The organism is Aquitalea sp. S1-19 (assembly GCF_024343515.1).
This window is the reverse complement of record NZ_RJTZ01000047.1, coordinates 1-24,807: the sequence shown is the minus strand read 5'-3', so window position 1 is coordinate 24,807 and position 24,807 is coordinate 1. Positions and strand designations below refer to the sequence as shown.

Sequence of the window (24,807 nt, the reverse complement as noted above, 5' to 3'; positions counted from 1 at the left end):
CCAGGGGAAAACAGATAGGCATTCACCTTGCCGGCGGCCGGCGCTTTAAGCGTGTGCTCCATCTTCATCGCCTCCAGTATCATCAGCGGCTCGCCTTTTTCCAGTTGCGTGCCTACTGCGGCCAGATGGGCGACGACGCGTCCGGGCATGGGCGCCTTGATTTGGGCGTGGCCATGGATTTCACGACTGGCATAGGCATACGGGTCGCCAAGCCGTGCGCTCAGGCTGTGGCCGCGACTGAACAGGATGCGTTGCTGGCCCTGATGAATGACGCGGGCCTGATAATGCTGGCCGTTAAGCCAGGCGCTGAAACCATCGCTTAAGGCCTGAATGCGTGCATCGAACACCTCGTTCGCCAGCGTGATGCGCAAGCCGTCCGGCCGGTATTCCAGCAAGACGGTATGCACGCACTCTGCGACCTGCCATTCGAAGCGGCGTTTGAACGTCCCGTTCAGGCGCCAGCCATTGCCGCCGTCCAGCGCCTCGGCAAGCGAGAGTAGCGCCAGTTGCCACGGCTCGGCGGCCGCTGCACCCAGCAGCAGTTCGGCTTCGTCGCGGGCGATCAGGCCGGTGTCGACGTGACCGGCGGCAAAGTCGGGGTGGGCCGCCAGGCGCGCCAGAAAAGCAGTATTGCAAGCGACGCCGGCGATCTCGCACTGGGCCAGTGCCGATTTCAATGTTTGCAAGGCAAGCTCGCGTGTCTCGCCCCAGACAACCAGCTTGGCGATCATCGGGTCGTACCATGGCGAAATGCTGTCACCCTCGATCACGCCGCTGTCTATGCGTACCCGTGCGCTGGTTTGTGGCAGGCGCAGATGGGTGAGCGTGCCGGTGGCAGGCAAAAAGCCCTTGTCCGGATCTTCGGCGTAAATGCGCGCTTCAAAGGCGTGGCCGGATAAGGGAATGTCCTGCTGCGCCAGCGGTAGTAGCTCGCCTGCGGCGACGCGGATCTGCCATGCGACCAGATCTTGCCCGGTAATCATCTCGGTGACCGGATGCTCGACCTGTAGCCGGGTATTCATCTCCATAAAGTAGAAGACGCCGCTGCTGTCCATGATGAATTCGACTGTGCCGGCGCCGACATAGCCCACGGCGCGCGCTGCCGCACAGGCCGCCTCGCCCATGGCACGGCGCGTGGCCGGTGCCAGATTCGGCGCCGGCGCTTCTTCGATGACTTTCTGGTGGCGGCGCTGGGCCGAGCAGTCGCGCTCGTACAGATAAACCGCGTGGCCATGGCTGTCGGCAAACAGCTGGATTTCGATATGGCGCGGGCGCTGCGGATAATGCGGCAGGCAATTTCGCCGCGGTTGGCGATCAGAATCTTGGCCAGCATCAGTCTTGCTCCTCTTGCCAGGCGGGGCGGCGTTTATCGAAGAAGGCAGCGAGCCCCTCGAGCGCCTCGCTGCCGGCGCGGGTGCGGGCAATCAGGGCAGCGGTTTCGGCCAGAAGTGCGTCATCGCTGGTTGAGCCATCGGCCACTGCGCGCAGCAACTTTTTGCTCTGGGCAAGTGCGCCCGGCGCCCCCAGCGCCAGTTGCTGGGCCACCGCTGCGATGCTGCTGTCCAGCATGTCCGGTGCGACTATCTCGTGTATCAGGCCCAGGCGCCAGGCGGTGTCGGCCTGGAGGCGTTCGGCCGACAGGGTGTAGCGGCGCATGGCGCGCAAGCCGATGGCTTCGCTGACATAAGGCGCGATGGTGGCCGGAATCAGCCCCAGTCGTACTTCGGACAGGCCGAAGCGGGCCTCGGGCGTGGCGATGGCGATGTCGCACGCGGCGACCAGACCCATGCCGCCGGCCAGTGCCGCACCATGCACGCGCGCGATCACCGGCTTGGGGCAGCGGTACAGGGTCTTGAGCAAGGTGGCCAGCGCTTGTGCATCGGCCAGGTTTTGCGCGTCGCTAAAACCGGCGGCACGGCGCATCCAGTCAAGATCGGCGCCGGCGCAAAAGCTTGTGCCGCGCCCGGCCAGCACAATGACACGCACGCTGGCATCGCTTGCCAGAGCGTTCAGGGCATGGGTGAGCGCATCGATCAGTGCTTCATTCAGTGCATTGTGTAGCGCGGGGCGATTCAGCCACAAGGTGGCGATGGCCGCGCTGTGTTCGATCTCCAGTATCGTGCTGTCCATGGCAGGCCTCACATACGGAACACGCCAAAACGCGTGTCGGGAATCGGGGTGGACAGGCAGGCATCCAGCGCCAGTGCCAGTACGTCGCGGGTCTGTGCCGGGTCGATAATGCCGTCGTCCCATAGCCGGGCACTGGCGTAGTACGGGTGGCCCTGGCGCTCGTACTGTTCGCGTACCGGTGTCTTGAAATTTTCTTCGGCCTCGGCGCTCCAGTCATTGCCCAGTTGCTCGCGCTTGACGGTGGCCAGTACCGACGCAGCCTGCTCGCCGCCCATGACCGAGATGCGCGCATTGGGCCACATCCACAAAAAGCGCGGGTCGAAGGCGCGCCCGCACATGCCGTAATTGCCGGCACCGAAACTGCCGCCTATCACCACGGTGAGCTTGGGTACCGCCGCGCAGGCCACCGCCGTCACCAGCTTGGCGCCGTCGCGGGCAATGCCGCCGTTTTCGTATTTCTTGCCGACCATAAAGCCGGTGATGTTCTGCAAAAACAGCAGCGGCACCTTGCGCTGGCAGCACAGCTCGACAAAATGCGCGCCCTTGAGCGCCGACTCGGAAAACAGGATGCCGTTATTGGCGACAATGCCGATCTGGTGGCCATTCAGGCGGGCAAAGCCGGTGACCAGCGTATTGCCGTAGTTGGCCTTGAATTCATCGAAGGCCGAGTCGTCCACCAGACGCAGAATGATTTCGCGCACATCGAACGGCTGCTTGCTGTCGGCCGGAATCACGCCATACAGCTCGCTTGCTGCATGGCGTGGCGGCTGGGCGGGCAGAGGATCGGCCGGCTGTGGCCAGTTGAGATTGCTGACGATGCGCCGCGCGATGGCCAGCGCATGACCGTCGTTTTCGGCCAGATGGTCGGCCACACCGGAGACGCGGGTATGCACATCGCCGCCGCCCAGTTCTTCGGCGCTGACCACCTCGCCGGTCGCCGCTTTAACCAGCGGCGGGCCGCCCAGAAAGATGGTGCCCTGATTGCGCACAATCACGGTTTCATCGCTCATGGCCGGTACATAAGCACCACCGGCGGTACACGAGCCCATCACCACCGCGATCTGCGGCACGCCGGCGGCAGACAGCTGCGCCTGATTGAAAAAGATGCGGCCGAAGTGTTCCCTGTCGGGAAAAACTTCGTCCTGCAGCGGCAGGAATGCGCCGCCGGAGTCGACCAGATAAACACAGGGCAGACGGTTGGCGCGGGCGACTTCTTGTGCGCGCAGATGTTTTTTCACCGTCATCGGGTAGTAAGTGCCACCCTTGACCGTAGCGTCGTTGGCGACGATGACGCAGTTGATGCCGGAAATGCGGCCGATGCCGGTGATGATGCCGGCGCCGGGTGCTTCGTCGCCATACATGCCGCAGGCGGCCAGTTGCGACAGCTCAAGAAACGGTGCGCCGGCGTCGAGCAGCAGGTCGATGCGCTCGCGTGGTAACAGCTTGCCGCGCGCCGTATGTTTGGCGCGTGCAGTGTCGCCCCCCCCGGCAGCGCTTTGCGCCACGCGTGCGGTCAGCTCATCGACCAGTTCGCGCATGCGTGCGCTATTGGCGAGAAAGGCGGCGCTACGTACCAATAAAGAGGATTCGAGTATGGGCATGATGGGGAGTGGAGAATGGGGAGTAGGGAGTAGTTGGAGGGAGTGGGGAGTAGGGGCGGTGACTCACCACTCCCAACTCCCCACTCCCTGATTAGCGCTGCTCGGCTATCAGTTCGCGCCCGATCAGCCAGCGGCGGATCTCGCTGGTACCGGCCCCGATTTCGTACAGCTTGGCATCGCGCAACAGGCGGCCGGCCGGCAGCTCGTTGGTGTAGCCGACGCCGCCCAGGCACTGGATGGTGTCCAGCGCCATTTTCGTGGCGTTTTCAGCGGCATACAAAATGACGCCGGCCGCGTCCTTGCGTACGCTGCGTCCGCTGGCGCCCGCGTCCAGTGCTGCGCCGACGCTGTAGATATAGGCGCGGCTGGCCGAGAGCTGGACATACATATCGGCCAGCTTGCCCTGCATCAGCTGGAAGTCGCCGATCGCCTGGCCGAATTGCTGGCGCTCTCCCAGATAGGGCAGGGTCAGATCCATGCAGGCTTGCATAATGCCCAAGGGGCCGGCGGACAGCACGGCGCGCTCGTAATCAAGACCGCTCATCAATACATTCACGCCGCCGCCGATTTCCCCCAGTACATTGGCAGCCGGCACTTCGCAGTTATCGAAATAGAGCGGATAGGTGTTGGAGCCGCGCATGCCCAGCTTGTCGAGCTTGGGGCCGTGGCTGAAGCCTGCCATGCCTTTTTCGACAATAAAAGCCGTGATGCCGCGCGCGCCGGCAGCCGGGTCGGTTTTGGCGTAGACCACCAGCACATCGGCGTCGCCGCCGTTGGTAATCCACATCTTGCTGCCGTTGAGCGTGAAGCTGTCGCCATGACGGCTGGCGGACAGCTTCATGCTGACGACGTCCGAGCCGGCATTGGGTTCGGACATGGCCAGCGCGCCGATGTGCGTGCCGGCAATCAGACCGGGCAGATAGCGCTGTTTTTGCTGCGCGTTGCCGTTGCGGCTGATCTGGTTGACGCACAAATTGGAGTGCGCGCCATAGGAGAGGCCAACCGAGGCCGAGGCACGGGAAATTTCCTCCATGGCGACCATATGGGCAAGATAGCCCAGGCCTGCGCCGCCATATTCTTCTTCGGCGGTGATGCCAAGCAGCCCCATTTCGCCCAGCTTAAGCCATAGCCCGGCCGGAAACAGGTTGTCGCGGTCTATCGCGGCGGCGTGCGGGGCAATTTCGCGGCTGGCAAACTCGCGTACCGCTTCGCGCAGCGCGCGGCAGGTTTCATCAAGAATAAAATCGCTGTGTGCCGTCATGATGTTTCTCCTCTTCCTTGTTTTACCTGATCATGAGTTACGTTAACGTAAACGTCAATCAAGATGCATGCAAAAAGCAGAGGTCTGTGGCATCGGTGTTACATGGCGGTTAGTCAGGCTTGGCGCTGATGCTGCGGCAGTGGGCTTCCAGTGTGTCGATTTCGGCCAGGATGGCATCCAGATCCTGGCGCTGAGCCTCCAGCTGGCGACGGCGCTCCAGCAGCAGATCCAGCAGCTTGGCCGCCTGGCTGGCCTCTTCGCGCTGGTCGTAAAGCGCGATGATTTCGCGGATATCGGTCAGCGACAGGCCGATGCGCCGCCCCCTGAGGATCAGCTTGATGCGGGCACGGTCGCGCTTGGAGAACAGCCGGTTGCGCCCCTTGCGCTCGGGTTCTATCAGTCCCTGCTCTTCATAAAAGCGCAGTGTGCGTAGCGTAATATCGAACTCGTGCGCGAGCTCGGAGATGGTGAAATGCTCTTGCATTTGGCAGGCCCCTGTTTTTATCGCGCCATATTATGTTAATGCGGGAGGCGCAGCCAGCGCAGTGCACCTGTCTTGCGCGGGTGGCGAAGCGGCCAGATGCGATTCTGGCCATGCGCCATGACGCGCATCGGCTATGGTGGAGCGAAGAGACAGGGTGATGGCGATGTGATCTGCGTCGCCCGTAAATCGCGCCAAAGGGTACAATAGCCGCAATAAAATTTTTAAAGGAACAGATCATGACTGCCCAAGCCTTCACCGACACCGACCTTGCCCGCCTGGAAACCCTGCTGTCCCCCCTGTCTGCCGATGGTTCGACCATGCGTACCGATGAAGTGCAGGGGTTTTTCTGCGCGGTCGTCAGCGGTCCGGACCGCATGTCCATGGACGAGCTGCTGAATGAAGCGCTGGGCGATGCACCGGCGTTTGCAAGCACAGAGGACGAGGCAGAAGCCCGCGCCTTGCTGACCCGTCTGTACCAGAACACCGAAGACGCGCTCTCTAACGGCGACATGCCGGAAATGATCCTGTTTTCCGAGGAAGACAGCGATGAGGCCGATTACTGGCCATGGTGCAATGCCTATCTGTATGCGCTGGATGTGGTTGCTACCGACTGGTTCGAAGCGGCCGACGACGAAGGCTTTGAAGATCTGCTGTATCCGGTGATGGCTTTGGGTGGCATTTTCGAGCAGGAAGACGGCGAAGACCTGATCACCTTTACCGATGCCGAGCTGGAAAACTTCAAGGACGAAGTCGAAGATGCCGTGCTGGCAGTGTACGCCTACTGGCGCGCCAAGGAACAGGCTCCGTCGACAGTGCGCCGCGAGGGCGACAAGGTAGGCCGTAACGATCTGTGCCCGTGTGGTAGCGGCAAGAAATACAAGGCCTGCTGCGGCAAGGCCTGAGTTTTCGCGCCAGCATGCAAAAAGCCCGACGGATGATCCGTCGGGCTTTTTTGTTGCGGTGGCCTGCGCTTGGCGCCCCTGGTGGGCGGCTATCAGTTCCAGCGTTTGCGCGTTTCGGACATAAAACGGTCGATACCGAGTGCGACGGGGTTCCATCTCCATGGTTTTTCTGCGTTCACTACAGGCTTTGGCGGTGGCTTAGATGGTGATGCCGATTTTCGCCGGTAGTGCACCCGCGTTTGCTTGCTATTTGTCCTGCCTCATCGCTTGCCGGGTTTGGCTTGGTGTCTCGCCGAACTGGCGCCGGTAGTCCTGGCTGAACTGGCTGGCGCTGCCGAAACCCCAGGCCAGTGCCAGATCCTGGATGCTCTGGCCTGCATGCTGCGTTGACGACAAGGCGCGGCGTACCTCGCCCAGGCGCAGTGCGCGCAGCATACCCAGCGGGCTGATCGCTGCGGCCTGGTGAAAGCCGTTTTGCAGCGTGCGCCGGGTGACATGCAGGCGCTGGCACAGGCTGTCGACACTGGCCACCGGCGCATCCGGCACCCTGGCCCAGCGGCAGGTTTGTTCGACCCAGCCCAGATGGCTGCGTCGTCTCGCCGGCGCGTGCGCGCCTGTCGCCAGCGCCTGCAGCAGGATATCGGCCAGCTGCCACTGCCACTTGTCGCTGAGCAGCTGTTCCGGTTGGCTGCGGGCAGCCTCCAGATAGCGTGCCAGACTCTGCTCGAGCTGGTGCCAGGCCATCGGCGTCAGCGTCAGGCTGCCGCTTTGTCGCCACAGCGGCGGCAGCGCGTGGCCGTAACGCGCGAGGCAGCACGCCTCCAGCAGGTCTTGTTCGACCACCATGCCACCGATGGTGAACGCTGGTGGCGTGCGCAGGAAAAATTCGTCGCCGCCGGGGCAGATCAGCACGCTGTCGGGCGCGACTTCCTGTCCGGCAAAGCGCAAGCTCGCGCCGCTGCTAGGCGCCGGCAGGCCGAACCAGATCCGGCCGGGGGCCGGCCTGCACTGTTGCCAGGTCTCGCAGCTGGCGTATTCGCAGAATAGCTGTACGCGTCCGGTACACACTTCATCCAGCCGGCCGAAATAGCGGCCACAGGATAACTGGGCATAGTCTTGCTGCCAGCCGCTGATAAAGCTGGCGTGCAGGTCGGCATCGTGCGCGATGCGGGTACTGAAGCTCAAGGGGCTGTGCGCTGTTGTCATGCGGCCTCCGTGGATAGGTATTGCGTTGCACAACGCAAACACCGTGCCATGGCCGCACGCTGTCTGAAACCGGCAAATGCGCTGTTTTGGGGCTAAAAGCGGCCGCGCTGACGCCGGTGTTTACCCTGCTGGTGCAGGGCGGTCGTCCATGTCGCGCGCTTTTTGTGCATGCTGGGCCCAGCCTGCGTGGGCTGCATGGCAGCTTCCCAGTGCGCGGCCCGTTGGTAGCTGCTTTGGCTGAGCGGATTTTCCGGTTTGCGCTAACCGTTGGCGGCAGCATCTCCCTAGCATCACGGTTATACCGCTAGGCGTTTGCCGGGCGGGCGATACCGGACAAGGGAGCAAAGCATGAGCACAACAACAACGGGGCTGGCCAAACGCCTGGATGGCTGGCAGCTATGGGGCATCGCGGTCGGGCTGGTGATCTCGGGGGAATATTTCGGCTGGAGTTACGGCTGGGCGCAGGCCGGCACAATGGGCTTTATGCTGACCGCGCTGTTTGTCGCCCTGATGTACAGCGCGTTTATTTTCAGCTTTACCGAACTGACGACGGCGATTCCGCATGCCGGCGGGCCTTTTGCCTACGCGCGCCGCGCCTTCGGTCCGTTTGGCGGGCTGGTTGCCGGTTTTGCCACGCTGTGCGAGTTCGTGTTCGCACCGCCGGCGATCGCGCTGGCAATCGGTGCCTACCTGAATGTGCAGTTTCCGGCATTGGACGCGAAGTGGATCGCCGTCGGGGCGTATCTGCTGTTTATGGCGCTGAATATTGTCGGTGTCGGCATCGCGGCGACCTTCGAGCTGTGCGTGACATTGCTGGCGATTTTCGAGTTGCTGGTGTTTATGGGGGTGGTGGCGCCCGGTTTTGACTGGGGCAACTTCACCCGCGGCGGCTGGGCCGGTGCCGATGCCTTCAGCCCGGCAGCCATTGGCGGCATGTTTGCCGCGATTCCGTTCGCGATCTGGTTCTTTCTCGCGATCGAAGGCGCAGCGATGGCGGCGGAAGAAGCCAAGGATCCCAGCCGCACCATCCCGCGCGCGTATATCGGTGGCATCCTGACGCTGACCGTGCTGGCGCTGGGCGTGATGGTGATGGCAGGTGGCGCCGGCGACTGGACGCAGCTGGCCAATATCAACGATCCGCTGCCGCAGGCGATGAAGATGATTGTCGGCAGCGAGAGCGGCTGGCTGCATATGCTGGTGTGGCTGGGCCTGTTCGGGCTGGTGGCATCCTTTCACGGCATCATCATGGGCTATTCGCGCCAGATCTACGCGCTGTCGCGCGCCGGTTACCTGCCGCCCTTCTTGGCTGTCGTCCACCCGCGCTTCAAGACCCCGCACCGCGCGATTCTCGCCGGTGGCGTCATCGGCATGGCCGCCATTTTCAGTGACAACCTGATCCAGATCGGCGGGCTGCCGCTGACGGCCAATATCGTCACCCTGTCGGTGTTTGGCGCCATCGTGATGTATATCGTGTCGATGCTCTCCCTGTTCCGTCTGCGTAAGCTCGAGCCGGCACTCGTGCGCCCGTTCCGTGCACCGGGCTACCCGCTGCTGCCGGCGCTGGCCTTATGCCTAGCCCTGGTGTGTCTGGCGTCCATGGTCTGGTACAACACGCAGCTGGCGGTGTTCTTTGTCGCATCGCTCGCGCTGGCGACCGCTTACTACTATCTGACCGCGCACCACCGCGCAGCGGCGGCGCATGACCCGATGCTGCATGGGGCGGCAGCGCCGGCTGAGGCGCCAGCCTTGTCCGTGCGCACCGAGTAAGGAGAGAGCCATGGTGCATGTGACGACACTGGGAAGCCGCCGCTACCGCTTTGCCGATCTCAAGACCTTGCTGGCGAAGGCGACGCCGTCACGTGCCGGCGACCGCCTGGCCGGCCTGGTGGCCGCCAGCGCCGAGGAGCGGGTGGCGGCGCAGATGGCGCTGGCGGAATTGCCGCTGAGGCACTTCTTGTCCGAACTGGTGGTGCCGTATGAAACGGACGAGGTGTCGCGCCTGATCGTGGACAGCCATGATGCGCAGGCGTTTGCGCCGCTGGCGCACCTGACGGTCGGCGATTTTCGCGACTGGCTGTTGTCCGGCCAGGCCGACAGCGCGACGCTGGCGGCGGTGGCCCCCGGCTTGACGCCGGAAATGGTCGCGGCGGTGAGCAAGCTGATGCGCAACCAGGATCTGGTGCTGGTCGCGCGCAAGTGCCAGGTGGTGACCCGGTTTCGCAATACCCAGGGCTTGCCCGGTCGCATGGGGGTGAGGTTGCAGCCCAACCACCCGACCGACGACGCGCGCGGCATCGCTGCCGCGCTGCTGGACGGGCTGATGTACGGGGCCGGCGACGCCGTTGTCGGCATCAATCCGGCCTCCGACAGCCCGGACGATATTGCCCGTCTGCTGCATTTGCTCGATGGCGTGCGCCAACGCTACGCCATCCCGATGCAAAGCTGTGTGCTGACCCACGTCACCACCACGCTGGAGCTGATCCGGCGCGGCTGCCCGGTCGACCTGGTATTCCAGTCGGTGGCCGGAACCGAGGCGGCCAACGCCGGCTTTGGCATCAACCTGGCCATGCTGGGCGAAGCGCACGAGGCCGCGCTGGCGCTGGGGCGGGGCAGCGTGGGCGACAACCTGATGTATTTTGAAACCGGGCAGGGCAGCGCGCTCTCCGCCGGCGCGCATCACGGCGTCGACCAGCAGACTTGCGAGGTGCGCGCCTATGCGGTGGCGCGCCACTTCCGCCCCTTGCTGGTCAATACCGTGGTCGGCTTTATCGGCCCGGAGTACCTGTACGACGGGCGCGAGATCATCCGTGCCGCGCTGGAGGATCATTGCTGCGGCAAGCTGCTCGGCCTGCCCATGGGCTGCGATATCTGCTACACCAACCACGCCGAGGCCGACCAGAATGATATGGACACGCTGTTGACCCTGCTCGGCGTCGCCGGCGTGAACTTCATCATCGGCGTGCCGGGGGCGGACGACATCATGCTGGGCTACCAGAGCACGTCGTTTCACGACGCACTGTACCTGCGCGAGGTTCTGGGTCTGCGCCGTGCGCCCGAGTTCGAGGACTGGCTGCAGTCGATGGCGCTGAGCGACGGGCAGCGCCTGTTGCCGGGCGCCGGCAGTACGTTGTTGCGTCTGGCGGAGGCCGCATGAAACAGGACATTTTGCGACTTTGTACGGCGGTAGCCGAGGATGCCTGGTCGGCCGAGCGCCAGCATACGGTGGCGCGCATCGCGCTGGGGCGCAGCGGCGTCAGCCTGCCGACGCGGCAGACGCTGGCTTTTGCGCTTGATCATGCGCGCGCGCGCGACGCGGTGCATGGCGAGCTGGACATGCCGGCACTCGCGCGCGAGCTGGCCGGGCTCGGCTTGCCGCTGCTGCAGGTGCACAGTGCGGCACCCGACCGCGCCTGCTATCTGCAACGCCCGGATCTTGGGCGCAAGCTGGCAGCGGATGCGCGCACGGCGCTGCATGCCGCGGCGCCTGCCGGGGGTTGCGATCTGGTGTTTGTGCTGGGCGACGGCTTGTCGGCGCGTGCCGTTGCCAGTCATGCACCACGCCTGCTTGAGGCGTTGTTGCCTGCCTTGCGCCGCGAGGGCTGGTCACTGGGGCCGCTGGTGCTGGCGTCGCAGGCACGGGTGGCGCTGGGGGACGAGGTCGGTGCCGTGCTTGGTGCGCGCATGCTGGTGATGCTGATCGGCGAGCGTCCGGGGCTGAGTTCGCCCGACAGCCTCGGCGTCTATCTGACCGCAGCGCCCCGGGTCGGACTGAGCGACGCGGCGCGTAACTGCATCTCCAATATCCGGCCGGCCGGGCTGGGCTACCCGCTGGCCGCGTACAAGCTGATGTGGTTGCTGCGTGCCGCGCGCCGCGATGGCAGCGGGGTGGCGCTCAAGGACGGCAGCGCCGCCGAGGCGGGCTATCTTGCGCTGCAGGCGGTCGTCGGCGTGCAGCAAGGTGTGGGCAAGCCTGTTATCAGCTAGCGTTTCGGGTGTGGAATTTTGCCATATCAAGACGGCTTGGTTTTCTCATCCGTTTTTCAAGGCAGTGTCCAGATTTAAGTGCCCGAATGTAAAAAGCCCGGCGGATGATCCGTCGGGCTTTTTTGCCTGCGAGCTCTGCGCTTAGCGTGTCTCGTGGGCGGGTGTCAGCGTCAGGGTTTCCAGTTCCGCATCGGCCACCACTTCTGGTTCGTCCGCTTCCAGTTCGGTCTCGCCGTTCAGTACGCGGTGCATGCGTGCAACATCCAGCGCATTTTCCCACTTGGCGATCACTACGGTTGCCACGCCATTGCCGATCAGGTTGGTAATGGCACGTGCTTCGGACATAAAGCGGTCCACACCGATCAGCAGCGCCAGACCTTCCACCGGCAGCTTGCCGCCCAGGGTGGCCAGCGTTGCAGCCAGCGTGATAAAGCCGCCGCCGGTGACCGCTGCCGCGCCCTTGGAGGTCAAGAGCAGCACGCCCAGAATGCCCAGTTCTTCGGCCAGCGTCAGTTCGACATTGGTGGCCTGCGCGATAAAGATGGCCGCCATGGTCAGGTAGATCGAGGTGCCGTCCAGATTGAACGAATAGCCGGTCGGAATCACCATGCCGACCACCGGCTTGGAGCAGCCCAGGTTTTCCAGCTTGCTCATCATGCGCGGCAGTGCGGTTTCGCTCGACGAGGTGCCCAGCACCAGGATCAGTTCTTCCTTGATGTAGGCGAGGAACTTGATCAGGCTGAAGCCGTGCAGCTTGGCGATAGTGCCCAGTACCACGAACACGAAGGCGAAGCAGGTGATGTAGACGCACAGCATCAGGAAACCCAGCTGCTTGAGCGAGCCGATACCGTATTTGCCGATGGTGAACGCCATCGCGCCGAAGGCACCGATCGGAGCCAGTTTCATCAGCATGCCGATGATGCCGAACAGGGCGTGCGAGAACTCGTCAAGAATGGAAACCAGCGGCTTGCCCTTGTCGCCCAGACGGGTCAGCGCCAGACCCAGCAAGACCGAAAACAGCAGCACCTGCAGGATCTCGCCACCTGCAAAGGCGCCGACTACCGTGTCCGGAATGATGTGCATCAGAAAATCGATAGTGCTCATCTCCTTGGCACCATCGGTGTACTTGGAGATGGAAGAGGCGTCCAGCGTGGCCGGGTCGACATTGAGGCCGGCGCCAGGCTTCAGCACATTGACCACCACCAGACCGATCACCAGTGCCAGCGTGGTGACCACTTCGAAGTAGAGCAGCGACTTCATGCCGACCCGCCCAACTTCCTTCATGTCGCCCATCTTGGCGATGCCGACGACGACGGTGGTGAAGATGATGGGGGCGATCATCATCTTGATCAGCTTGATAAAGGCATCACCCAGCGGCTTCATTTTGGCGCCCATTTCCGGCATGAAGGCACCCAGCGCAACCCCGAGCGCGATGGCGAGCAGCACCTGGAAATACAAACGGGTGTAGAGCGGTTTCTGAGGCATGACGTAGCTTCCTGTTAGCAATTCTGACGACACGGTTTTTAAGTCGTGAACGCATGCTAGCTGTCGGACCGTCGCTGGGTAATTGCGGCTTTCCCCATTAGGGAAAGCCGCAATTGTCATCGCGAAGTGGCTGGCGAAAACAAGAGAATGCGCACCAAAAAAACGCTGCCAGAACCGGTGGAATTCAGTAGTTAAAATCATTTGTTATTTCCGCAATAGGCAATCTTTCACGTCTGCAAATGGAATTCCGTTTTTTGGCTGCTAAAGTATGGTTGTCGTTTGGTAAATGGCTTGGGCGTCGTTGGTGTATGAGTTTCAGGCTAGTGGTGCCTATGCCTGTTTCACAGGCAGGATGGTTTTGGCAAAACCTTTCTGTCCAATTGAAACTGATTGGGAAAAGAATGATGTCAACAAACAAGAAAATACTGCTGGTTTTAAATGGAGTCTTGTCCGGTAAAGATACGCCTGCTGCGCAGGCAGTGGGCCGAATCGTCGGCGCGCTGCTGCAGCAAGGATTCGAGACCGAGTATGCCTGTACGGTGCAGGATTCCGAGATTTTTCTTAAGGAAAGCATGGATTTAGGTGCGATAGGTGTGTATGTCGATGCTGCGGGGGATGCATCTGCCGGCTTGGCGCATATAGGCGAGATGGTTGGTATGGTTCGCGAACGCAATGCCGATTTGCCTATTTTCTTGCTGTCGGATAGCAATCATGTTTTTTCCATATTGCCACTTGATGTACTGAAAGAAATTCGGGAGTATGTCCATATTTATTCGGAAACGCCGAGCTTTATTTCGGAGCGAATAAAAACAGCAGTAGGGCAATATAACAAAAATTTGTTGCCGGTTTATTTTAAGGCGCTCAAAGAATTTACCGAGAGCGGTGATTATTATTGGGATTGTCCCGGTCATATGGGCGGGATGGCGTACAAGAAACATCCGGTTGGCGCAGAGTTTCTAAGCTTTTTCGGTGAAAACATGTTGCGGGCCGATATCGGCGTGGCGACCAGCGAAATGGGGGATTATCTCGAGCACGCCGGGCCGCCAAAAGCGTCCGAAGCCCGTGCAGCCAAGGCGTTTGGCGCCGAGTGGACGTTTTACTGTGTCGGCGGCTCTTCGGCTTCCAACCGGATCGTTGCGCAAGGCGCGATCGGGGCCGATGAAATCTGTCTGGTCGATCGCAACTGTCACAAATCGCTTAACCACGGCCTGACGCTCTCGCATGCCCGCCCTGTCTATCTGCAGCCTACGCGTAATGCGTGGGGACTGATCGGCCCGATTCCGACGGAGAGACTGGGCAAAAAAAGCGTTGAGCAGCTGATTCAGGCCAGTGCGTTCTCGCAAGGGGCGGCAAGCGCCGCGCCAAGTTATGCTGTAGTGACCAACTGTACTTACGACGGCTTCTGTTACAACGTGGATGATGTGGTTCGCCAGCTAGGCCAGAGTGTGCCGCGCATCCATTTCGATGAAGCGTGGTATGCGTATGCCAAGTTCCACCCTGTGTACCGTCACCGCTTTGCCATGGGCGCGGCATCGGATCAGCCGGATGCACCCACACTCTTTGCCGTGCAGTCGACACACAAGATGCTGCCGGCGCTGTCCATGGCTTCGATGATCCATGTAAAGACCAGTCCGCGCGCACCCTTGAGTTTTCAGGACTTTAACGATGCTTTCATGATGCATGGCACGACCTCGCCTTTTTATCCGATCATCGCCTCGATTGATGTGGCCGTGTCCATGATGGAGGGCGCTTCTGGCGAGTCGCTGCTGCAAGAAGCCATCGATGACGCGGTTGCCTTCCGTAAGGCCGTGGTTGCGATCAAGCGCAAATTCGAAGAAGAAGAGGGGGCAGACAGCTGGTTCTTCGATGTCTTGCAGCCGCGCGAAGTCACGGACCCGCAAACGCAAGTGCGCTATCGCTTCGAAGAGGCGCCGGCGGGCCTGCTGGGGAGCGAACCATCCTGCTGGCAATTGGGGGCGGATGAAGACTGGCATGGTTTTGCCAGCGAAGATATTGCCGGCACCGACTGCATGCTGGACCCGGTCAAGGTGACCATCACATGTCCGGGCATACGCGCAGACGGCACGGTCGAGGCTCGGGGGATTCCCGGTTATGTCCTGACCAAATTCCTGGATAGCCGCAGGACAGAAATCGCCCGCACCGGCGACTACACGTTGCTGATTCTATTCTCGGTCGGCACGACCAAGGGCAAGTGGGGTGCGTTGCTGGAGACCTTGCTGGAGTTCAAGCGCCTGTACGACGAAGGCGCGAGCGTTGCCGAGGCGATTCCCGAACTGGCACAAGCACATGCCGTCTATGCCGAAATGTCTCTCAAAACGCTGTGCGACACGATGCATGGAAAAATGACTGAACTGTCGCTGTTGCAGCAGCTGGATGCGGCGGTCAGCGTGGCGCCACAACCGATACTGACACCGGCGGCGGCATTCCAGCAAGTCGTCCGCTATCAGGCTGAGCCCGTGAAAGTCGAAGACTTTGCCGGACGGATCGCAGCCAGCATGCTGGTTCCCTACCCACCAGGAATTCCGTTGCTGATGCCGGGTGAGCGGGTTCCGGCTGGCGACAATCCTATCGTGTCCTATCTGACTGCATTGCAGGTCTTTGACCGGGCGTTTCCGGGCTTCGAGCATGAGGTGCACGGTGTCAGCGTCGACGAGCAGGGCAATTTCTGGGTGCGTGCACTAGTCGAGGATGGGCGCGAAGCGAAGCGTTTTACCGGCGTAAATCTGACGCAAACACGCTCCAGCGCAGTCAAAAAGGGTCGTCACTAGGTCGGCTTGTCCTGTGGAGAGCTTGGGCTGCGGCGCAGCCTGAGCTTTATCCGGAATCTGAATCCATCAATTGGAGTTCAACTCATGTCTAGCCAGAACGCTGCGGGCGGAGAAAGTACGCAAGGGAAATTGGGCTTTTTTGCCCTGATTGCGGTGGTGGTCGGGTCGATGCTGGGTGGTGGCGTGTACAGCCTGCCACAGAATATGGCCCAGGCTTCGGCTATCGGGCCGGTGATTGTTGCCTGGCTGATTACCGGGGTCGGGGTGTTTTTCATTGCCAACGCGTTTCGTATGCTGGCGGATGCACGCCCCGATCTGCAAGCCGGTATCTATATGTATGCGCGCGAAGGGTTTGGTCCTTTTGTCGGCTTTATCTCAGCCTGGGGTTATTGGCTGATGGCGGCCTTTGGCAATGTCGCTTTTGCCGTCATTCTGATGGATGCATTCAACTACTTTTTCCCCGGCGTGTTCACCGGCGGGAACAATCTGAATTCGATCATCTTCGGCTCCATCCTGATCTGGGCATACAACTTTCTGGTGCTGTCGGGCATGAAGGTCTCGGGCATCGTGAACACCATCGGGACGGTAGCCAAACTGGTGCCTCTGGTTTTATTCATCGTGATCGCCGGTTTTGCCATGAACCCGCACATGCTGGTCAGCGACTTCTGGGGACATGCGGCGGCAAAAACCAGTCAGGATTTAGGCTCGATCACTTCGCAGGTGATGTCGCCGATGATTGTGGCGTTATGGGCTTTTATCGGGGTAGAGGGGGCCGTGGTGTTGTCTGGGCGGGCCAAGAACAAATCGGATGTGGGCAAGGCCACGCTGATCGGTTTCGTGGTTGCCCTGCTGGTGTATGTCTTGCTATCGGTGTTGCCGTTCGGTATTGCGCCGCAATCGCTGCTCAAGAGTGTCGCCAACCCGTCGACTGCCGGGGTTTTGCAGATGGTGGTCGGTGACTGGGGGGCATGGCTGATGAATGTCGGCCTGATTGTCTCGGTATTGGCCGGATGGCTGGCATGGACGATGTTGTGTGCCGAAATACCGTGGGCAGCCGGCGTGAATGGCACCTTCCCCAAAGCCTTTGCCAGGACCAACAAGAATGCGTCCGCATCGGTATCGTTGTGGGTCAGCAGCTTCATCATGCAGGCGGCAATGTTGCTGGTGTACTTCTCCAACAATGCCTGGAACACCATGCTGAGCATTACCACGGTCATGGTTTTGCCAGCCTATCTGGCCGCAACCTTGTTCCTGTTCAAAATGTGCAGAAACGGGGATTACCAGAAGTATGTGGGCAGCGATAAGGGGCTGCGTCTGGCTACGGCCAGCGGTGCAATCGGCTTTGTGTTCTGCCTGTTCATGTTCTATGCGGGGGGGCTGCAATATGTGGCCATGATTCCGTTGCTGCTGACGGTCGGGCTGCCGGTCTATATCTGGTCGCGCAAAGAGCAGGCGCCTTCGGCTCCGGTTTTTCAGGGGCGGGAAAAGATATATTTGCTGCTGCTGATCGGGCTGGATGTTGCCGTCGTCGCTTTGTATCTGGCGGGCGTGATCAAGGTATAAAGCGGGTTGCCCAGCTTGGGTGGCGTTCGCCATGGCAGTGCAGTTAAAAAGGGAAACGGCAAAGATGCCGTTTCCCTTTTTGGATCAAGCTACGTCGAGCTCGGCCCAGTCGTCGATATCACGTTGGGTAACCATGGTCTTCTTTCGGTTTGCCCGCGCAGGTCTTGTCGCCGGCTGCGAGGCTATGGACGGGATGCCGGATTGTCCGGCGCGGTCGTCTCCACGATCTTCTCTTGTTCCCGGTGGGGCCGCAGTGCGGCATCCGGCGGTAGTCCGTCGGGACGAGAGTTATACCAATGTATTGGTGCGGTGCGCAATAGTAAAAACAGGCCGCATCGCCGGAATCACACTGCACAACTTGGCCCGCCGGTTGCTAGCCGCAAACGGCGCGTGCTTTAGCCGGGCTGCGGAACGTCGATGATGCGCGGCGTGTGACCGGTGAGCGCGAGGAAACGCGCGAGCGAGTCATGCGGCAAGGACAAGGTGGCGGTATTGACCAGCGGGTGCGACAACACCGCGTCCGCCGCCCATAGCACCTGATCAATCACCACTTCGACGGCGTGTTCGGCATCGTTGAAGGCGGCCAACAGGGTCACGGCACCCGGGGTCAGCCCCAGATAGCGCAACAGGCGTTCGGGGGAGGCCATACGCAGGCTTTTGACCTCCAGCATGGATGCCAGCGCTTTTAAGTCGACGCTGTTTTCGGCCGGCATTGACACCAGAAAATGGCGCTTGCCTTTGTTGTCACATAAAAACAGATTCTTGGTTTCGGCGCCGGGCATGGCCGGGCACAGTCGCGACGCTTCTTCGCAAGTGAATACCGGCGGGTGTTCGAAACGCTGATGGATAAGCGCGTGCTGGTCTAGAAAGGCGGCGAGGGTATCAGTCATGCGTTAAAGATAAATACCGCTCGCTAAGTTTGTCAATGGCGTATTTGTGTCTGTATTCATGTATCGGCCAGCCGCAAGGCAAAGAGTCCACCTTGAGCGCCTGCCGGGCGAGCCTTGCGCGTCTTTGGTGTAGGGCCGGTGTATGGCAAACAAAAAATCATCGCATAGACTGACTGGGTAACCGGCATGGCGCTTTGGGTGTGCACTTTGCCATGAGCTGGTTTTTTGCTGTCGTTTTCATGAAGTCATTCACGCATCAAACAAGGAGCTGGATGTATGCAAAGCAAACAGGGAAGTGCGGGCAAGTGCCCGGTATTGCATGGTGCCAATACCGAGGTTGGCAGCACGAATATGAATTGGTGGCCACATGCACTCAATCTCGACATTCTTCACCAGCATGACAGCAAGACCAACCCCATGGACGCTGGCTTCAACTACCGGGAAGAAGTCAAAAAGCTCGATGTACAGGCGCTGAAGCAAGACCTCAAAGACTTCATGACCCAGAGTCAGCCCTGGTGGCCGGCCGACTGGGGTCACTACGGCGGCCTGATGATACGCATGGCCTGGCACTCTGCGGGCACCTACCGCACGGCGGACGGGCGCGGTGGCGCGGGGCATGGCAACCAGCGTTTTGCCCCGCTGAATTCATGGCCGGACAACGTCAACTTGGACAAGGCGCGCCGCCTGCTGTGGCCGATCAAAAAGAAATACGGCAACCATCTTAGCTGGGCCGACCTGATCGTACTGGCCGGCAACATGGCCTACGAATCAATGGGGCTTAAAACCTATGGCTTCTCCTTTGGGCGCGAGGACATCTGGCATCCGGAACAGGACGTTTACTGGGGCTCGGAGAAAGAGTGGCTGGGCGCCACCCGCTATCAGGATGACAAGCGTGACTCGCTGGAAAACCCGCTGGCTGCCGTGCAGATGGGCTTGATCTATGTGAACCCGGAGGGCGTCGGCGGCCAGCCGGACCCGCTTAGAACCGCACAAGACGTACGCGTCACCTTTGCCCGCATGGCGATGAATGACGAAGAAACGGTGGCGCTGACCGCCGGTGGCCACACGGTGGGCAAATGCCATGGCAACGGCGACGCCGGCCTGCTCGGGCCTGCACCGGAAGGTGCGCTGCCGGAAGATCAGGGCTTGGGCTGGATCAACAAAACTAAGCGCGGCATCGGCCGCGACACCGTCTCCAGCGGCCTTGAAGGTGCGTGGACCACGCATCCAACACGCTGGGACAACGGCTACTTCCATCTCTTGCTGAACTACGAATGGGAGCAGAAAAAGAGCCCGGCCGGCGCGCATCAATGGGAGCCGGTCAATATCAAGGAAGAAGACAAGCCGGTCGATGTCGAGGACGCCAGTATCCGCTACAACCCGATCATGACCGACGCCGACATGGCCATGAAGATGGACCCGGCCTATCGCGTGATTGCCGAGCGTTTTTATCAAGATCACACCTACTTTTCGGAAGTGTTTGCCCGTGCCTGGTTCAAGCTTACCCATCGCGATCTGGGGCCAAAAACCCGCTACATCGGCCCCGATGTGCCGGCAGAAAACCTGATCTGGCAAGATCCGTCCCCCGCCGGTCCGACCGCTTACGATATCGCCGCTGTCAAAGCCCGAATCGCCGCCAGCGGCCTGTCGGTTGCCGATCTGGTGAGCACCGCGTGGGACAGCGCACGCACTTTCCGTGGTTCGGACAAGCGCGGCGGCGCCAACGGTGGCCGCATCCGGCTATTGCCGCAAAAAGACTGGGCGGGTAACGAGCCCGAGCGGCTGGCTCGTGTGCTGGCACTGCTTGAGCCTATCGCCGCCCAAAGCGGTGCCAGCGTGGCCGACGTCATCGTGCTGGCGGGCAATGTCGGCGTTGAGCAGGCGGCACGCGCAGCCGGTTTTGCGATTGAGGTGCCGTTTGCCGCCGGCAGAGGCGATGCCAGTCAGGACATGACCGATATCGAGTCATTTGCAGTGCTGGAGCCCTTGCATGACGGCTATCGCAATTGGCTGAAGCAGGACTACGCAGTCAGCGCCGAAGAGTTGCTGCTCGAGCGCACCCAGCTAATGGGGCTGACAGCGCCGGAAATGACGGTGCTGGTCGGCGGCTTGCGCGTACTGGGTGCCAACTACGGCAATAGCAGCCACGGCGTTTTTACCGACCGCGTGGGCGCACTGACTACCGACTTTTTCGTCGGCCTGACCGATATGGCCTATAGCTGGCATCCGGCTGACGACGGCTTGTACACGCTGCGCGATCGCGCCAGCGGCGCGGTCAAGTGGACGGCAAGCCGGGTTGATCTGGTGTTGGGTTCCAACTCCATCCTGCGTGCCTATGCCGAGGTTTATGCGCAGGACGATAACCAGGAAAAGTTCGTCCGTGACTTTGTCGCCGCCTGGGTCAAGGTGATGAATGCCGACCGCTTCGACTTGAAGGCCTAGCTGCGAGAGGTGGTTTCAAACGGTAACCGGCAAGGCGCAAAGCCTTGCCGGTTTTTTATTGGATCTGCCTTGGCGCTGACCGGTTTTGGACTTTGTTTAGCTTGCCGCTTCCGCCTGGCGGTGGTGCGCTCGCGTCGTGCACTTGGCGTTAAGTGCATGGGGCTTGATCATGGCGGTCTTGCGACGGCGTGATGGCTGGGCGGGTCGTCTGGTAGCGCTTATGCGAGTAAAATCTCTTGTTTTGTTTTTGCGCGACCTTGTCATGAAAAAATCCCTGATCTTGGCCTTGGGCCTTGTCTGTGCTGCACCGCCGCTCCTCGCCGCGCCGGCGCCTTCTTATATCCAGCTGACCGACCGTACCCTGGATGCGCTATCCGCTGATGGCAGTGCGCAGCTGGTGCGCTCACCGGCCAGCCGGCTCAGCGACGCTGGCGGCGAGCTGGTGCCAGAGCTTGCGCTCAGGCTGGGCTACGACGAGTTGGCGACGCTGAGCCCGGCCGGTGGCCTGGCGCTGCGTACGGGAGAGCGCGAGAGCAGCGCCGGCCTGCCCGCCGACAGCTATTTCACACCGTTGTCAGCCCGCTTCTCGGCCGACGGGCGCACGCTGGCGTTTGCCGCCGGCAGCGCAGGCACGCTGCGCGCCCTGCGCTGGCAGGCGGGTAGCCAGCCTGAAGCGCTGGTGCCGGACGGCAGCGCCTGGCTCTCTGGTGTCAGCGCGATCAGCGGCGATGGCCAAGTGGTCGCCGGCTGGCTGCTGCGCGATCGCCATAGTTTGCCGCAGGGTTTTGTCTGGCACCAAGGTGAGGGGCTAACCGTGCTGGATGCGACGCTCAGTCTGCCGCGTGCGCTCAGTGCCGATGGCCGCACGCTGGCCGGTACCGGTCTTGCCGGTACGCTGGGCCAGTTGCGTCAGAATGCGCTGGTGGAGCAGTTTGCCAGTGAAGATCCGCTAGGCGGTAACAAGGCGATTGCCGACTGGGCGCTGGTGGGCACCAGCGACGATGGCCAGCGCCTGGCGGGCTATGTCAAACGCGCCGACAAGCCATTGTGGCAGGGTTTCTTGTGGGACCGCGACGCGGGCTTTGTCGAGTCGCCCAAGCCGCCGATGTTTGATGCCAAGGTCGGCGCACCTGAAGCGTCCGCTGTCGAGCGCGCCGTGCTCAAGGCGTATGCGCTGGGCGACGCCAACCGGCTGGGTGCGCTGCGCAAGCACGCCTGGCTATGGCAGGACGGCAAGGTACAGGCGCTGAAAGAAAATGCCGAACTCGAGGCGATGTCGCGCGATGGCAAGACCTTTATCGTGCGCGATGGCAGCGGTGCGCTGGCCGAAATCGGCGCCCACGGCGAGCGTGCGCTGGCGCCGTTGCTGCCTGCAGACTTGCAGGGGGAACTGGCGCTGCGGGCGATCAGCGTCGACGGACGGCGCATGTGGCTGCGCGACGAAGCCGGGCGCAGCGTGCAGTTGCTGGATGGCCAGGCGCTGGCGCCAACTGTTGCCGCCACGCGCGCGCAGCCGGCTGCATTTTCCGCCGATGGCCGCACCGTCGCCGGCATCTATGTCAACGATCCCGCCGGCGTGCGCCCGGTGTTGCGCTGGGACGGCGCGCGCGTCGATGCGCGTAGCTGCCGTTCCGGCAGCTCGAGTTACGGTCTGGTGTTCCTGTCGGCGGACGGCAACACGCTGGCCGTCAGCCATCCCGATTCCTTCTGCCTGTTCAAGGAGTGGTGATGCGCGCCTGGATGATTCCCCTGTTGCTGCTGGCGGGTGCAGCCCAGGCTGCGGCACCACGGCTGCAGACCGGCGTGCAATTAGTCGAGCAGTCGGCTGATGGCAGTACCCGGCTGGCCTTGTCGCCGGCTGCGCCACCACCGGCTGCGCTGCTTGCCCGGCTCAAGAACCTGCCCGAGCTATTGGGCGATGAGGACTTTCGCCCTGAGCCGCTGCGCGCGGGCGCGCCGGTGTTGGAAGTGGGCGGGCGGCTGAGGCCGCTGACCGGTTTTGATTATGTGCAGCGTGCGCGGCTGAGTCGCGATGGTCGCGTCGCTTTGCTCGGTGCCGGGCAAGACGGGGGGCTGGATGCGTGGCGTATCGGCCGTGATGGCAAGCGCGAGCGGCTGCTGCCCAAGGCTGCGGCCGCATTCAGCGGCGTGATCGATGCCAGCGCCGATGGCAATACGGTGGTTGGCTGGTTGCAGACATCGGCCGACGCGGTGCCGCAGGGCTTTGTGTGGCAGGCGACTCAAGGCTATCGCCTGCTGCCCGAACCCTTGTGGCTGCCGTTTGCGATCTCGGCCGACGGCACGCGGCTGTTCGCATCCACCCGGCGGCCAAGCGAGGCGGCGCTGGCGCGGCGCGCGCTGTCGCGCACGCTGCAAGGCCCGGCAGAGGGCGAGTGGGGCGAGACGCTGGCGGTCAGCGCCGACATGAAGACGGCGGTCGGCTACTACTATGTGCGCCCCGCCACGGGCAATCCGTCGGATACCGGCAGCTATCGCGGCTGGTGGTGGCAGGCGGATGGCGGCTACCGGCAAAGCGCGCGTGCACTGCATCTGGATGAAGCCAGTGCACAGGATACGGCGCGCTTTGCTGCGTTTAGCGATCAACTGCTTGCGCTTGCCGGGCTTGGCAAGGAGGCGAGCGAGACGGTGAGCGCCGGTATCGCGCGGTGGCGCGTGGGCGAGCCGGCGACAGAGCAGCTTGCCGACGTGCGCCCGGTCTTGTTCGCGCGCGAGGGCGCGCTGACGGCGTGGCGGGTGTGGCAAAACGAGGCGTGGCAGCTGAGGCTCGCGCACGGCGACGAGACCATCGCTGCCGAGAGGCTCGCAGGGCAAGCGCTGGGGCAGGTGTTCTCGGTGCGCGCATCGGCGGACGGGCGTGCGTTGCAGCTTGCCGGCGAGGGCGGGCAGGTGGTGCTGCGCCGTAGCGGCAAGAAATTCGAGCCACCGCGCGGGCTGCACAATCTGGGCGCATTTTCGCGTACTGGCCGCTACTATCTGTGGCCGGATGGTGAGGGTTTCGATAGCCGCCATCCATCGTGGCGGGATCTGCAAAGCGGCCGTGAAGGCACGCTTGCGAAGTGCCCGAGCGCGGGCGGCCATTACAGCGAGCTTGCGCTCAGGCTTAGCGCCGACGCCAAAACGCTGGCGCTGGGCGGGCTGGAGGGCTACTGCGTGTACCGCACCGGTCTGGAGGATGACGGGCAATGAGACGTTTAGCGTTGGCACTTAGCTTGTGCGCCGGCTTGGCCGGCGCGACGGATTGCCCGGGGCTGGCCGGGCGCTTCGAGATACTGTGGCCGAACGAAGCTGCGCAGCCGATGCGCGTGCTGGCAGACAGCAAGGACGGGCAGACGGCGTACCGCGTCGAGATCGGCCTGCCCGGTGGCCGCTGGGTTCCCCAGCGCACCCGTGCATTGCAAGGCCTGTACCGTTCCGAGCTTGGCCTGCTGCCGCGCTGCGGGCTCGAGGTTGCCGGCTACGGTCTGTTTGCCCGCAGTCGCGCGTTTGCGTGGACGGGCTTGCCCGGCGCCGGGCTGGCCGAGTGGGCGTTCTGGGCAGGCAAGGCGCTGCTGCCGGTGCGCCGGCTGGGTGACTAGCAGCTAAAGCAGAACGGCAGAGGGGCGGGCGGCGGCATGCCCTGGGCGTGGCGCATGAAGTCGCTGGCGGCAAAATCGCGCGGGCAGTCGACGCTGTCCAGTGCCTTGACCCGCACCTTGGAGAAATTGACGCTGCCGTTGGCGCGCAGGCCCAGCACGCCGCCGGCAAGCATGGGGTCGCTGTGGCGCAGCAAGGGCTGGCCGTCTACCCACGCGGTTCGCTGGCGGCAAAATCGCGCGGGCAGTCGACGCTGTCCAGTGCCTTGACCCGCACCTTGGAGAAATTGACGCTGCCGTTGGCGCGCAGGCCCAGCACGCCGCCGGCAAGCATGGGGTCGCTGTGGCGCAGCAAGGGCTGGCCGTCTACCCACGCGGTCATCTGCTTGCGGCACACATTGACGGCGACACGGTAGCGGCGGCCGGTGTAAAGCTCGAATCCCGACTGTACCAGCGAAGGCTCGCCGCGGTCTATGT

20 protein-coding genes and 1 pseudogene are annotated in these 24,807 nt (G+C 62.2%); 10 read left to right on the top strand and 11 right to left on the bottom strand.

Annotated elements, in window-relative coordinates; all coding sequences use genetic code 11:
• The 6 genes and pseudogenes from EGI20_RS08880 to EGI20_RS08855 form a co-directional block, all read right to left on the bottom strand.
• On the bottom strand, nt 1-1,250 hold a 1,250-nt coding region (locus EGI20_RS08880; RefSeq protein WP_498631175.1), incomplete at its 3' end, for an ATP-binding protein.
• A 17-nt stretch (nt 1,251-1,267) separates the two neighbouring features.
• Nucleotides 1,268-1,333: pseudogene (locus EGI20_RS08875) on the bottom strand (biotin carboxylase N-terminal domain-containing protein); the annotation flags it as partial.
• On the bottom strand, nt 1,333-2,130 hold the full coding sequence (locus EGI20_RS08870; RefSeq protein WP_498631174.1) for an enoyl-CoA hydratase/isomerase family protein: 798 nt from the start codon (nt 2,128-2,130) through the stop codon (nt 1,333-1,335). The gene EGI20_RS08870 and the pseudogene EGI20_RS08875, both read right to left, overlap by 1 nt.
• An 8-nt stretch (nt 2,131-2,138) precedes the next feature.
• Nucleotides 2,139-3,731 (bottom strand): carboxyl transferase domain-containing protein, encoded by a 1,593-nt coding sequence (locus tag EGI20_RS08865; protein ID WP_498631173.1) that lies wholly within the window; start codon nt 3,729-3,731, stop codon nt 2,139-2,141.
• Between the two features lie 91 nt (nt 3,732-3,822).
• On the bottom strand, nt 3,823-4,992 hold the full coding sequence (locus EGI20_RS08860) for an isovaleryl-CoA dehydrogenase (RefSeq protein ID WP_498631172.1): 1,170 nt from the start codon (nt 4,990-4,992) through the stop codon (nt 3,823-3,825).
• Between the two features lie 109 nt (nt 4,993-5,101).
• Nucleotides 5,102-5,476, bottom strand: coding sequence for a MerR family transcriptional regulator (locus EGI20_RS08855; RefSeq protein ID WP_124734292.1), 375 nt, complete (start codon nt 5,474-5,476; stop codon nt 5,102-5,104).
• A 236-nt stretch (nt 5,477-5,712) separates the two neighbouring features.
• On the opposite strand from EGI20_RS08855, the gene EGI20_RS08850 reads away from it, so the two are divergent.
• Entirely contained in the window at nt 5,713-6,378 is a 666-nt protein-coding gene (locus EGI20_RS08850) for a UPF0149 family protein (RefSeq protein ID WP_498631171.1), read from the top strand.
• A 246-nt stretch (nt 6,379-6,624) separates the two neighbouring features.
• Here the strand turns inward: EGI20_RS08850 and EGI20_RS08845 are convergent, their stop codons facing one another.
• Complete coding sequence (locus tag EGI20_RS08845; protein WP_498631170.1) at nt 6,625-7,584, bottom strand: helix-turn-helix domain-containing protein; 960 nt, start codon at nt 7,582-7,584, stop codon at nt 6,625-6,627.
• Between the two features lie 348 nt (nt 7,585-7,932).
• Here EGI20_RS08845 and eat point away from each other — a divergent pair, with 348 nt between their 5' ends.
• Genes eat through eutC form a run of 3 tightly spaced genes read left to right on the top strand, consistent with a single transcriptional unit; the run spans nt 7,933 to nt 11,568 of the window.
• The gene (gene eat, locus EGI20_RS08840) at nt 7,933-9,351 is read left to right on the top strand and encodes an ethanolamine permease (RefSeq protein WP_498631169.1); all 1,419 of its coding nucleotides are present in this window, start codon (nt 7,933-7,935) and stop codon (nt 9,349-9,351) included.
• A 10-nt stretch (nt 9,352-9,361) separates the two neighbouring features.
• Entirely contained in the window at nt 9,362-10,738 is a 1,377-nt protein-coding gene (locus EGI20_RS08835) for an ethanolamine ammonia-lyase subunit EutB (RefSeq protein ID WP_498631168.1), read from the top strand.
• Entirely contained in the window at nt 10,735-11,568 is an 834-nt protein-coding gene (eutC, locus tag EGI20_RS08830; RefSeq protein ID WP_498631167.1) for an ethanolamine ammonia-lyase subunit EutC, read from the top strand. Before EGI20_RS08835 ends, eutC begins: the two co-directional genes overlap by 4 nt.
• Before the next feature lie 141 nt (nt 11,569-11,709).
• On the opposite strand, the gene EGI20_RS08825 is transcribed toward eutC, so the two are convergent.
• Nucleotides 11,710-13,053 (bottom strand): dicarboxylate/amino acid:cation symporter, encoded by a 1,344-nt coding sequence (locus EGI20_RS08825; RefSeq protein ID WP_498631166.1) that lies wholly within the window; start codon nt 13,051-13,053, stop codon nt 11,710-11,712.
• 401 nt (nt 13,054-13,454) lie between these two features.
• Here EGI20_RS08825 and EGI20_RS08820 point away from each other — a divergent pair, with 401 nt between their 5' ends.
• Entirely contained in the window at nt 13,455-15,842 is a 2,388-nt protein-coding gene (locus tag EGI20_RS08820; RefSeq protein WP_498631165.1) for an Orn/Lys/Arg family decarboxylase, read from the top strand.
• Between the two features lie 84 nt (nt 15,843-15,926).
• Nucleotides 15,927-17,405, top strand: a complete 1,479-nt coding sequence (locus EGI20_RS08815) for a basic amino acid/polyamine antiporter (protein ID WP_498631164.1) — start codon at nt 15,927-15,929, stop codon at nt 17,403-17,405.
• Nucleotides 17,406-17,800: 395 nt separating this feature from the next.
• On the opposite strand, the gene EGI20_RS08810 is transcribed toward EGI20_RS08815, so the two are convergent.
• Entirely contained in the window at nt 17,801-18,295 is a 495-nt protein-coding gene (locus EGI20_RS08810) for a prolyl-tRNA synthetase associated domain-containing protein (RefSeq protein ID WP_498631163.1), read from the bottom strand.
• Between the two features lie 276 nt (nt 18,296-18,571).
• Here EGI20_RS08810 and katG point away from each other — a divergent pair, with 276 nt between their 5' ends.
• From katG to EGI20_RS08790, 4 genes are all read left to right on the top strand, one after another.
• Complete coding sequence (gene katG / locus EGI20_RS08805) at nt 18,572-20,737, top strand: catalase/peroxidase HPI (protein WP_498631162.1); 2,166 nt, start codon at nt 18,572-18,574, stop codon at nt 20,735-20,737.
• 262 nt (nt 20,738-20,999) lie between these two features.
• A complete protein-coding gene (locus EGI20_RS08800; protein WP_498631161.1) occupies nt 21,000-22,466 on the top strand; it encodes a hypothetical protein in 1,467 nt (488 codons plus the stop codon).
• The gene (locus tag EGI20_RS08795) at nt 22,466-23,944 is read left to right on the top strand and encodes a hypothetical protein (protein ID WP_498631160.1); all 1,479 of its coding nucleotides are present in this window, start codon (nt 22,466-22,468) and stop codon (nt 23,942-23,944) included. The genes EGI20_RS08800 and EGI20_RS08795 overlap by 1 nt, the downstream gene beginning before the upstream one ends.
• The gene (locus tag EGI20_RS08790) at nt 23,941-24,333 is read left to right on the top strand and encodes a hypothetical protein (RefSeq protein WP_498631159.1); all 393 of its coding nucleotides are present in this window, start codon (nt 23,941-23,943) and stop codon (nt 24,331-24,333) included. Before EGI20_RS08795 ends, EGI20_RS08790 begins: the two co-directional genes overlap by 4 nt.
• Here EGI20_RS08790 and EGI20_RS08785 read toward each other — a convergent pair.
• Nucleotides 24,330-24,527: a hypothetical protein gene (locus EGI20_RS08785; protein WP_498631158.1), complete on the bottom strand. Its 198-nt coding sequence runs from the start codon at nt 24,525-24,527 to the stop codon at nt 24,330-24,332. The genes EGI20_RS08790 and EGI20_RS08785 overlap by 4 nt on opposite strands.
• 11 nt (nt 24,528-24,538) lie before the next feature.
• Nucleotides 24,539-24,807 (bottom strand): hypothetical protein (locus EGI20_RS08780; protein WP_498631157.1); only part of this gene is annotated, 269 nt, incomplete at its 5' end.

What these genes read in the sequence shown, in the direction of transcription:
- EGI20_RS08870 (WP_498631174.1), bottom strand. Translation starts at nt 2,130, where the DNA reads ATGGACAGCACGATACTGGAGATCGAACACAGCGCGGCCATCGCCACC.
- EGI20_RS08865 (WP_498631173.1), bottom strand. Translation starts at nt 3,731, where the DNA reads ATGCCCATACTCGAATCCTCTTTATTGGTACGTAGCGCCGCCTTTCTC.
- EGI20_RS08860 (WP_498631172.1), bottom strand. Translation starts at nt 4,992, where the DNA reads ATGACGGCACACAGCGATTTTATTCTTGATGAAACCTGCCGCGCGCTG.
- EGI20_RS08855 (WP_124734292.1), bottom strand. Translation starts at nt 5,476, where the DNA reads ATGCAAGAGCATTTCACCATCTCCGAGCTCGCGCACGAGTTCGATATT.
- EGI20_RS08850 (WP_498631171.1), top strand. Translation starts at nt 5,713, where the DNA reads ATGACTGCCCAAGCCTTCACCGACACCGACCTTGCCCGCCTGGAAACC.
- EGI20_RS08845 (WP_498631170.1), bottom strand. Translation starts at nt 7,584, where the DNA reads ATGACAACAGCGCACAGCCCCTTGAGCTTCAGTACCCGCATCGCGCAC.
- eat (WP_498631169.1), top strand. Translation starts at nt 7,933, where the DNA reads ATGAGCACAACAACAACGGGGCTGGCCAAACGCCTGGATGGCTGGCAG.
- EGI20_RS08835 (WP_498631168.1), top strand. Translation starts at nt 9,362, where the DNA reads ATGGTGCATGTGACGACACTGGGAAGCCGCCGCTACCGCTTTGCCGAT.
- eutC (WP_498631167.1), top strand. Translation starts at nt 10,735, where the DNA reads ATGAAACAGGACATTTTGCGACTTTGTACGGCGGTAGCCGAGGATGCC.
- EGI20_RS08825 (WP_498631166.1), bottom strand. Translation starts at nt 13,053, where the DNA reads ATGCCTCAGAAACCGCTCTACACCCGTTTGTATTTCCAGGTGCTGCTC.
- EGI20_RS08820 (WP_498631165.1), top strand. Translation starts at nt 13,455, where the DNA reads ATGATGTCAACAAACAAGAAAATACTGCTGGTTTTAAATGGAGTCTTG.
- EGI20_RS08815 (WP_498631164.1), top strand. Translation starts at nt 15,927, where the DNA reads ATGTCTAGCCAGAACGCTGCGGGCGGAGAAAGTACGCAAGGGAAATTG.
- EGI20_RS08810 (WP_498631163.1), bottom strand. Translation starts at nt 18,295, where the DNA reads ATGACTGATACCCTCGCCGCCTTTCTAGACCAGCACGCGCTTATCCAT.
- katG (WP_498631162.1), top strand. Translation starts at nt 18,572, where the DNA reads ATGCAAAGCAAACAGGGAAGTGCGGGCAAGTGCCCGGTATTGCATGGT.
- EGI20_RS08800 (WP_498631161.1), top strand. Translation starts at nt 21,000, where the DNA reads ATGAAAAAATCCCTGATCTTGGCCTTGGGCCTTGTCTGTGCTGCACCG.
- EGI20_RS08795 (WP_498631160.1), top strand. Translation starts at nt 22,466, where the DNA reads ATGCGCGCCTGGATGATTCCCCTGTTGCTGCTGGCGGGTGCAGCCCAG.
- EGI20_RS08790 (WP_498631159.1), top strand. Translation starts at nt 23,941, where the DNA reads ATGAGACGTTTAGCGTTGGCACTTAGCTTGTGCGCCGGCTTGGCCGGC.